Raw genomic sequence first — 8,568 nt, forward strand, 5'->3', positions numbered from 1 at the left:
CGGAGTCCGGGTCACGCACCGTCCCTGGGCGGCCCGGAGTTCAGGGAACGGAGGAAGAAGGGGCTGCCGGTCTCCGTCAGACCGGGCGGGCCGCCAGCTCCTTGGCCGCGCGGGCGCAGTCGCGGGCGATGCGGTCCTCGTTGACGGTGGTCAGCTGGCCCTTCTCGACGACGGCGTTGCCGTTGACGAAGAGGACGGACAGCGGCGGCAGCGCGCCGAAGGTCAGGGCCGCGACCGGGTCGGCGATGGACGAGTGCATGATCCCGTCGATCTTCCACAGCGCCAGGTCGGCGAGCTTGCCCACCTCGATGGAGCCGATCTCGTTCTGCCGGCCGAGCACCCGCGCGCCGCCCATGGTGCCCAGGCGCAGCGCCTGGCGCCCGGTGAGGGCGGTCGGGTAGCCGTGCAGGCGGTTGATGAGCAGGGCGTTGCGCAGCTCGGTGCCGAGCTCGCCGGACTCGTTGGACGCGGTGCCGTCGACGCCGAGGCCGACCGGTACGCCGGCCTTGATCATGTCGGGCACGCGCGCGATGCCGGCCGCCAGGCGGGCGTTGGAGGACGGGCAGTGGGCGACGCCGGTGCCGGTCTCGGCGAACTTGGCGATGTCGGAGTCGTTCATGTGGACGCAGTGCGCCATCCACACGTCCTCGCCGAGCCAGCCGACCGACTCGAAGTAGTCGGTGGGGCCCATGCCGAACAGTTCCTTGCAGAACTGCTCCTCCTCGGCGGTCTCCGAGCCGTGGGTGTGGAGGCGGACGCCCTTGCGGCGGGCGAGTTCGGCGGACTGCCGGAGCAGGTCGGTGGAGACGGAGAACGGGGAGCAGGGCGCGATGGCGACGTGCAGCATCGAGCCGAAGGAGGAGTCGTGGTACTTGTCGACGGCTGCCTCGGAGGCGGCGAGGATGTCGTCGAGCTCCTCGACGGCGTGGTCCGGGGGCAGGCCGCCGTCCTTCTTGCTGCGGTCCATGGAGCCGCGCAGGGCGGTGAAGCGCAGGCCGAGTTCCTGGACGGCCTCGACGGAGGCGCCGAGGACGTCGCCGCCGTCCTTGGGGAACACGTAGTGGTGGTCGGAGGCGGTGGTGCAGCCGGACTTGAGGAGTGCGGCGGCGGAGCCCTGGCTGGCGGCGTGGACGAGCTTCTCGTCGATGCGGGCCCAGGTGGGGTAGAGGGCGACGAGCCAGTCGAACAGGATGTTGTCCTGGGCGAGGCCGCGGGTGATCCACTGGTAGAAGTGGTGGTGGGTGTTGACCAGGCCGGGGGTGACGAGGTGGCCCTCGGCGTTGATCCGGCGCACGACGTTGTCCAGCCAGGCGGGGGCGGGGCCGCTGCCGACCGATTCGATCGTGTTGCCGAGGATGACCACGTGGCCGCGGGCGTACTCGGTGTCGTTGGCGTCGACCGTCGCGATGGCGGCGTTCTCGATGACGATCCGCTGGTCGGCGGGTGGGGGCTGGACTGCCATGGTGTTGCTCCTATGGGGGAGGACGGGGCGCAGGCGGGGCGCGCGTCGAGCGGGCACGCGCCCCACCTGCCGGTCAGGACGGTGTCACCGTCGGCACCGTCGTGCCGGGTGGCTCGCCGGCCGCGGTGCGGCGGGCGGTCCCGACGTGGTGGAAGAGAAGGTTGAGCAGGACGGCCGTCACGGTGCCGGCCGAGATCCCGGAGTGCATCAGGGTGCGGACGGCCTCGGGGAAGGAGTCGTAGAACGTCGGTACGGCGATCGGCACGATGCCGATGCCGAGCGCGACCGACACCAGGATGGTGTTCGAGCCGGACTCCATGCCGGCCTCCGCGAGGGTGCGGATGCCGCTGGCCGCGACCGTGCCGAAGAGCACGATCCCGGCCCCGCCGAGGACGGGTTGCGGCACGAGGGAGACGAGCGACCCGAGCACGGGGAAGAGCCCGAGCAGGATCAGGATGCCTCCGCCGGTCGCGACGACGTAGCGGCTGCGGATCTTCGTCAGTGCCACGAGCCCGATGTTCTGGGCGAAGGCGCTGGCGGCGAAGCCGTTGAAGACCGGGCTGAGCGCGGTGGCCAGTCCGTCGGCGCGCAGGCCGGCGGCGAGCGTGGGTTCGTCGGCCTCGCGGTCGACTATTCGGCCGAGCGCGAGCATGTCGGCGGTGGACTCGGTCATCGAGACCACCATGACGATGCACAGCGAGACGATGGCGGCGGCGTCGAACTCGGGGGCGCCGAAGTGGAACGGGGAGGGGAGCGCGAAGACCTTCGCGTCCTTGACCGGGCCGAAGTCGGCGAGGCCCAGCGGGAAGGCGATCAGGGTGCCGACCGCCAGGCCGACGAGCAGGGAGAGCTGCTGCCAGAAGCCGCGCAGCAGCCGGTTGCAGAGCACCACCGCGACGAGGGTGATCGCGGCGAGGCCGATGGCCCGCATGGAGCCGTATCCGGGGGCGCCCGGCGAGCCGCCGCGCGCCCAGTTGACCGCCACCGGCAGCAGGGACACCCCGATGAGGGTGATCACGGTGCCCTGGACGACCGGGGGGAAGAACCGGATGAGCTTGCAGAAGTAGGGTGCCGCGAGGAAGCACAGGAGCCCCGCGACGATCACCGCGCCGAAGATCACCGGGAGGGCGTGCTTCGGGCCGTGCTCGTTGGCAATGGCGATCATGGGCGCGACGCCCGCGAACGACACGCCGTTCACGAACGGCAGCCGCGCGCCGATCTTCCAGACGCCGAGGGTCTGGAGCAGGGTGGCCAGGCCCGCGGTGAACAGGCTGGCCGAGATGAGCAGGGCGAGTTCGGCGGGGGAGAGCCCCACGCCGGCGCCGACGATGAGCGGGGGTGCGACGACTCCCGCGTACATCGCGGCGACGTGCTGGAGACCGGTGGAGACGAGCTTCACCGGGGACAGCAACTCGTCCACGGGGTGGGTCCCGGGCCCGGACGGTTCACCGGGGAGGCGTGCTGACGCGCCGTCCGGGCCGGGTGTTCTTGCAGGGGTGGAACCGCCGTCGGTGGTGCTGGTGTTGCTGGGTGCCATGTCGAGCCCCTCTTGTGCCCGCGGCTCCCGGCGCGCCCGTGGCGCTGGAGACTGCCGGATACTTCCCTGGCCGAGGGCGGGACGGCGGTGCAAGAGTCCCTCGGCCGGCCTCTCCAGTGCCCCGGGCCGGCCGCCGTGAGGCAGGCACGAACTCCGGTGGGTGGGGGTGGAGAAACACGTGGAACAGGTAGTGACAAGGGTGGTGCAACTGGTGGTGCAGGGGGTACTGCAGACCGCCCGGTCTCGGCCGGCCGCTGAGGGCCGGTGGGTGCGGCGATGCCGGGCGGTGTCCATGGTGGGTGAGGTCAGACGACCGGGATGACCGGGACGACGCCCTCGCGGTGCACGGTGCCCTCGATGAGGCCGTACATGCGGTCGGCGGCGTAGTAGACCTCGTTGTCGTTCTTGAGGCCGAAGGGCTCCAGGTCGACGAGGAAGTGGTGCTTGTTGGGCAGCTCCAGGCGGACCTCGTCCACCTCGGAGCGGTTATTGAGGACCCGGGTGCCCATCGAGTGCAGGGTCTGCTGCAGCGAGTAGGAGTAGGTCTCGGCGAAGGCCTCCAGCAGGTGCCGCTTCACGTGGGTGTAGGAGCGGTTCCAGTTGGGCTGGGCCTCGCCGTCGCGGCCGCTGTAGCCGTACTTCCAGCGGGCCGTCACCTGGGTGGCGAGGATGCGGTCGTAGGCTTCCTGCAGGGTGGTGTACTTGTCCTTGATGTAGCCCCAGAACTCCGAGTTGGTGGAGTTCATGACGATGAGGTCCTTGAGGCCGGAGATGACCTGGACGGTCTCGCCGTCGTAGACGATCTCGGTGGTGCGGGTCTCCTGGCCGCTGCGGACGAAGGAGTGGCCGACCTCCTCCGAGCCGATGAAGCGGGCCGAGTTGTCCGGGGTCTTGATCCGGTCCCAGGCGTACTCCTCGATCCGGATGCGGGCGCTGTGGACGACGCCGCGCTCGGTGTCGTCGACGAAGTGCCGCGCGAGGATGATGCCGAAGGCCTCGGCCGACTCGATCCCGTACTCCTTCGCGAAGGCGTACACGGTGTTCTTGGTGGTGTCGGTGGGCAGGCAGTTGGCGTTGGAACCGGTGAGGTGGACGTCCTCGAACTCGCCCTGGAGGGAGACCGAGACGTTCAGGTCCTTGATCTCGTGCCGGGTGGAGTCGCGGTAGACGCGTACGATGCGGTTCTCCGCCTTGCCGTACTGGTTCTGACCGAGCACGTGGGCCATGACTTTGGCTCCTTGAGCTTCCAGGTCGGTCTACTAGCTTCCGCGGTAGACCGAGTATCCGAACGGGTTCAGCAGCAGCGGCACGTGGTAGTGGTGCTGCTCGGGCGCGACCGTGAAGACGATCGAGACCTCGGGGAAGAACGGCTTCTCCTCGGACTTCCGCGCGTAGTACGCGGCGGTGTCGAAGAGCAGCCGGACGACCGAGCCCGCCTCCACGGCCGGCAGGTCCTTGGCCCGGCCGTCGGAGTCCGTGGCGGAGGTGCCGAGCACCGTCCAGCCACCCTCGGTGTGCAGTGCGAGCTCGACGGGGACACCCTCGGCCGGGCGGCCGAGGCTGGTGTCGAGCACGTGGGTGGAGATGCCAGTCATGGGTGAAGTGACCTTACTGATGGCAGATGTGGGGATGCTTCGACGAGCGCGGTACGGCCCCGATGATCTGATGGGTCGTCAGAAACGAGGATCCGTGGAGTCGGTGGACGGCCGGACCGGGAGCGGAACTGACGATACGTCAGAACGGCTCAGGACTCGTCGAGCAGCCGGTTGATGCGGATGTCGTTGATCTTGCGCAGTTCGCCCCGGACGATCTCCGCCTCGGTGGCGGGGTCGTTGGGGTGGCGCTCGCGCAGGGCGGCGAGCATGGTGGCCGCGGTACGGCCGGTCGCGCAGATCAGGAACACGTGGCCGAACTTCGCCTCGTAGGCGGCGTTGGCCTCGTGCAGTTCGTCGAGGAGCGCTTGGTCCACGCCCTGGATGCCGGCCTGCTCCCGCTCGGAGGTGGCGTCGCCCGCCTTGGGCTTGCCGATCCGGGCGTGGCCGGCCATCGCGTCGTGCAGGTCCGCGACCGTCAGCGACTGCATCGCCGCCGCGTTGGCGGCGAGCAGGGCGCTGCGGTCCGACCAGGGCTTGGCCTCCGCGACGGCGGCGGCCCAGCGGGGACTGGAGCAGATCTCCAGCAGGATCGCCTCAAGCTCGGCGGCGTCGGCCGCCGCGAGGGAGTCGAGGGCGTGGGGGTGGTTGGTCACAGGTGGACCTCCTGAAGAGTGGTGCCACCCGCACAAGCTAGATCGGCCCCACCCGGCCGTCAACACTTTGTTTAACGGTTGGTGGTTACGTTTTGGACCGGCCCGTGTTGCCGGGCCGTTTCGTGTGCGATTAGCCAAGTGTCCCCCGCCGGGGGCTGATCCACACTGGACCGCAACCGGCGGGGCCGCCCGTCTTCTCGGGAGGTTCTGCTCAGGAGGGCTTCGAGCCGTCCTGGCGGTTGAGGTAGTTGTACACGGTGAACCGGCTCACGCCGAGCGCCGAGGCGACCGTCTCGACCCCGTGGCGGACGGTGAAGGCGCCGCGCTCCTCCAGGAGGGCGACGACCCGCTGCTTCTCCCAGCGGTCCAGCTCGGCCAGCGGGCGGCCCTCGAACTGGCGGGTCATCTCGGCCAGCAGCCGGTCCAGCGCGCTGCTCAGGTGCGGCAGCCGGACGGCGAGCGCCGGGGCGCCCTCCCACTCCAGGACGACGTCCTCGGTCTTCGCCTCGTCCAGCGGGACGGGCGTGGCGCCGACCGCGTCCAGCAGCGGCTTGATCGCCGCGGCGAGCGGGTGTTCCACGTGCCCGGTCACGGCGTACCGCCCTCCTCGTCCGCTGCGTCGCCGGTGGCATCGCCGGCGGCCTCGCCGTCGCCCAGCACGCTGACCTGGACCGAGATCCGGGTCGCGCCGGCGTCCAGGGTCTCGCGCAGCAGCCTGGTCACCGCGGTGAGGACCTGGTCGGCCTCGCCCTCGGCGCCGGTCCCGAAGGGGCCGACCGAGACGGCCAGCCCGGCCTCGTCGACGACCTTGCGAGCCGCCGCGGCGTGCTCGGGGAACGTGTCCAGCTCGAACGGTTCTGTCGTGAACTCCACCATCAATCGCACTCGCTCACTGTAGCGAGCGGAGGTGGGACGGGGCAGGGCCTGGGTGATCGGACAGCGTCCGGCCCCTCCCGGAGGGCTTTCCAGGCCACTTCAACAAATTGTTGCGGCGGTCTTGACAGTCGATCGGCGGGCCGGAGATGCTTCCACCAAGCAGAATCCCTCTTCCGGATTGTGGAAGTTGAGGATGTCGGAAGAGAGTGAGAGGTGAGTGACGTGACGGCCGCTTCCCGGCACAGCTTCACGGTCAACCTGTCGATCCTGTTCGGTGAACTCCCGCTGCTGGAGCGCCCGGCCGCGGCCGCCGCCGCCGGCTTCACGGCCGCCGAGCTCTGGTGGCCCTTCGGCGAGGAGCACGACCCGTCGCAGGCCGAGCTGGACGCGCTCCGCAAGGCCTTCACCGACGCGGGCGTACGCCTCACCGGCCTCAACTTCCTGGACGACCTCACCAAGGGCGTCCGCGGTACGGTCTCGGTGCCGGCCGACAAGGAGCGGTTCCGGGCCAACGTCCCGGTCGCCGCCGAGCTCGCCGCCTCGCTCGGTGCCACCGCGCTCAACGCGCTGTACGGCAACCGGATCGAGGGCGTCGACCCGGCCGAGCAGGACGAGCTCGCGCTGGAGAACCTGGTGCTGGCCGCGAAGGCCGCGCACGAGATCGGCGCGATCCTCCTGATCGAGGCCCTCAATGTGGTCGAGTCCCCGGACTACCCGCTGGTGTCGGCCCCCGCCGCGGTCGAGATCGTCGACAAGGTCAACGCGGCCACCGGGCTCGGCAACGCCAAGTTCCTGTGCGACCTCTACCACCTGGCCAAGAACGGCGAGGACCTGGCGGGCGTCATCGACGCCTACGCCGACCGCATCGGCCACGTGCAGATCGCCGACAACCCGGGCCGCAACGAGCCCGGCACCGGCGAGCTGGACTTCGAGGACCTCTTCGCCCGCCTCACCGCCGCCGGCTACACCGGCTCGATCGGCCTGGAGTACCGCCCCTCCACCGGTGTCAGCGCCGACAGCTTCGGGTGGCTGCCGCGCGAGCTGCGCGCCGCCAAGTAGCGCCGCGCCGCGAAGTAGCACGGCGCCCAGCACCGCGCAGCGCAGCGACACCGCGCCGCCGGCGCGACCGGGCCCCGCCCGGCGGGCCGGCCACCACCCAGACCTCCCCACCTACGTACAAAGGAACGACGCGATGAGCCGCAAGATCGCCTTCGTCGGCCTCGGCATCATGGGCAAGCCCATGGCCATCAACCTGGTCAAGGCCGGGCACGACGTCACCGGTTTCGACCTCTCCCAGGCCTCGATCGACGCCGTCGTCGCCGCCGGCGGCCGGGGTGCCGCCAGCATCGCCGAGGCCGTGAAGGACGCCGAGGTCGTCATCACCATGGTCCCGGCCGACCCGCACGTCGAGGCGGTCATCCTCGGCGAGGGCGGCGTGCTGGAGAGCGTGAAGGCCGGCACCCTCGTGATCGACATGTCCTCGATCACCCCGCAGACCTCCATCAAGGTCGGCAAGGCCGCCGTGGAGAAGGGCGTGCGCACCCTGGACGCCCCGGTGTCCGGTGGCGAGGCCGGTGCCGTCGAGGCCGTCCTGTCGATCATGGTCGGTGGCGAGGCCGCGGACTTCGCCGAGGCGAAGCCGCTGTTCGACGCCCTCGGCACCACGGTCATCCACGTCGGCCCGGCCGGCGCCGGCCAGACCGTCAAGGCCGCCAACCAGCTGATCGTGGCCGTCAACATCCAGGTCCTGGCCGAGGCCGTGGTGTTCCTGGAGAACGCTGGCGTCGACCTCGCCGCCGCGCTCGACGTGCTCGGCGGCGGCCTGGCCGGCTCGACCGTGCTCAACCGCAAGAAGGCGAACATGCTCAACCGCGAGTTCGCCCCCGGCTTCCGGATCGACCTGCACCACAAGGACATGGGCATCGTCACCGACGCCGCCCGTGCCGTGGGTGCCGCGCTGCCGGTCGGCGCCGTGGTGGCCCAGCTGGTCGCCTCCGCCCGCGCCAACGGCGACGGCTCGCTCGACCACTCGGCGCTGCTGCGCGGCGTCGAGCGGCTCTCGGGCCGCGAGGTCAAGTAACCCGCCGGGCTCCCCGTAGGAGCCCGGACAGACTCCTCCTGGTGGCGTGTACCTATCCGGTCGTGCCCGCGCCACCAGGAGGCCAGGCCCGACCGGCAGCCGGGCCGGGGCTCATCCGCCCGCCTGCCGGTCGACCCAGCCGGTGACGCGTCCTCCCTGTCGGGGGCACTTCGGTCGTGCCAGTGACGCGTCGCCCGGCCCCCTCCCTGCCGAGGGGAGCCCCTCGTACGTCGGAAGCGGGACGAGGGGAACGGCGGGAGGGGGCCGCCCCCCGGGGCCTCTGGCCCTATGGGGCCACCCCAGCACCGCCCGGGATTCGCCCGGCATCGTCCGGGCAGGGGATGGCACCCCCGGGCCGCCCGGGC

General features: G+C 70.8%; 9 protein-coding genes. 2 read left to right on the top strand and 7 right to left on the bottom strand.

Annotated features, from left to right (window positions below; translation table 11 throughout):
• Positions 1–76: 76 nt before the first annotated feature.
• From AB0O00_RS23035 to AB0O00_RS23065, 7 genes are all read right to left on the bottom strand, one after another.
• Positions 77–1,462 carry an 8-oxoguanine deaminase gene (locus AB0O00_RS23035; protein ID WP_363654627.1) on the bottom strand — a complete coding sequence of 462 codons (1,386 nt, stop codon included), beginning with the start codon at positions 1,460–1,462 and terminating at the stop codon, positions 77–79.
• A gap of 73 nt (positions 1,463–1,535) precedes the next feature.
• Positions 1,536–2,999 carry a nucleobase:cation symporter-2 family protein gene (locus AB0O00_RS23040; protein WP_363654629.1) on the bottom strand — a complete coding sequence of 488 codons (1,464 nt, stop codon included), beginning with the start codon at positions 2,997–2,999 and terminating at the stop codon, positions 1,536–1,538.
• 305 nt (positions 3,000–3,304) lie between these two features.
• A complete protein-coding gene (gene pucL / locus AB0O00_RS23045; protein WP_363654631.1) occupies positions 3,305–4,225 on the bottom strand; it encodes a factor-independent urate hydroxylase in 921 nt (306 codons plus the stop codon).
• Between the two features lie 33 nt (positions 4,226–4,258).
• The gene (gene uraH, locus AB0O00_RS23050; protein ID WP_363654633.1) at positions 4,259–4,594 is read right to left on the bottom strand and encodes a hydroxyisourate hydrolase; all 336 of its coding nucleotides are present in this window, start codon (positions 4,592–4,594) and stop codon (positions 4,259–4,261) included.
• Positions 4,595–4,743: 149 nt separating this feature from the next.
• Positions 4,744–5,247, bottom strand: a complete 504-nt coding sequence (gene uraD / locus AB0O00_RS23055; protein WP_363654635.1) for a 2-oxo-4-hydroxy-4-carboxy-5-ureidoimidazoline decarboxylase — start codon at positions 5,245–5,247, stop codon at positions 4,744–4,746.
• 211 nt (positions 5,248–5,458) lie between these two features.
• The gene (locus AB0O00_RS23060) at positions 5,459–5,839 is read right to left on the bottom strand and encodes a helix-turn-helix domain-containing protein (protein ID WP_363654637.1); all 381 of its coding nucleotides are present in this window, start codon (positions 5,837–5,839) and stop codon (positions 5,459–5,461) included.
• Positions 5,836–6,132, bottom strand: coding sequence for a thiamine-binding protein (locus AB0O00_RS23065; protein WP_363654639.1), 297 nt, complete (start codon positions 6,130–6,132; stop codon positions 5,836–5,838). Before AB0O00_RS23065 ends, AB0O00_RS23060 begins: the two co-directional genes overlap by 4 nt.
• Positions 6,133–6,345: 213 nt before the next feature.
• Between AB0O00_RS23065 and AB0O00_RS23070 the strand changes: the two genes are divergently transcribed.
• Positions 6,346–7,182 carry a TIM barrel protein gene (locus AB0O00_RS23070; RefSeq protein ID WP_363654641.1) on the top strand — a complete coding sequence of 279 codons (837 nt, stop codon included), beginning with the start codon at positions 6,346–6,348 and terminating at the stop codon, positions 7,180–7,182.
• Between the two features lie 133 nt (positions 7,183–7,315).
• Positions 7,316–8,203, top strand: a complete 888-nt coding sequence (locus AB0O00_RS23075) for a 2-hydroxy-3-oxopropionate reductase (RefSeq protein WP_363654643.1) — start codon at positions 7,316–7,318, stop codon at positions 8,201–8,203.
• Positions 8,204–8,568 lie beyond the last annotated feature (365 nt).

The organism is Kitasatospora sp. NPDC093558, from assembly GCF_040683475.1.
Taxonomy (GTDB): Bacteria; Actinomycetota; Actinomycetes; order Streptomycetales; family Streptomycetaceae; genus Kitasatospora.

Coding starts and splice junctions, on each gene's coding strand:
- AB0O00_RS23035 (WP_363654627.1), bottom strand. CDS start 1,462: ATGGCAGTCCAGCCCCCACCCGCCGACCAGCGGATCGTCATCGAGAAC.
- AB0O00_RS23040 (WP_363654629.1), bottom strand. CDS start 2,999: ATGGCACCCAGCAACACCAGCACCACCGACGGCGGTTCCACCCCTGCA.
- pucL (WP_363654631.1), bottom strand. CDS start 4,225: ATGGCCCACGTGCTCGGTCAGAACCAGTACGGCAAGGCGGAGAACCGC.
- uraH (WP_363654633.1), bottom strand. CDS start 4,594: ATGACTGGCATCTCCACCCACGTGCTCGACACCAGCCTCGGCCGCCCG.
- AB0O00_RS23075 (WP_363654643.1), top strand. CDS start 7,316: ATGAGCCGCAAGATCGCCTTCGTCGGCCTCGGCATCATGGGCAAGCCC.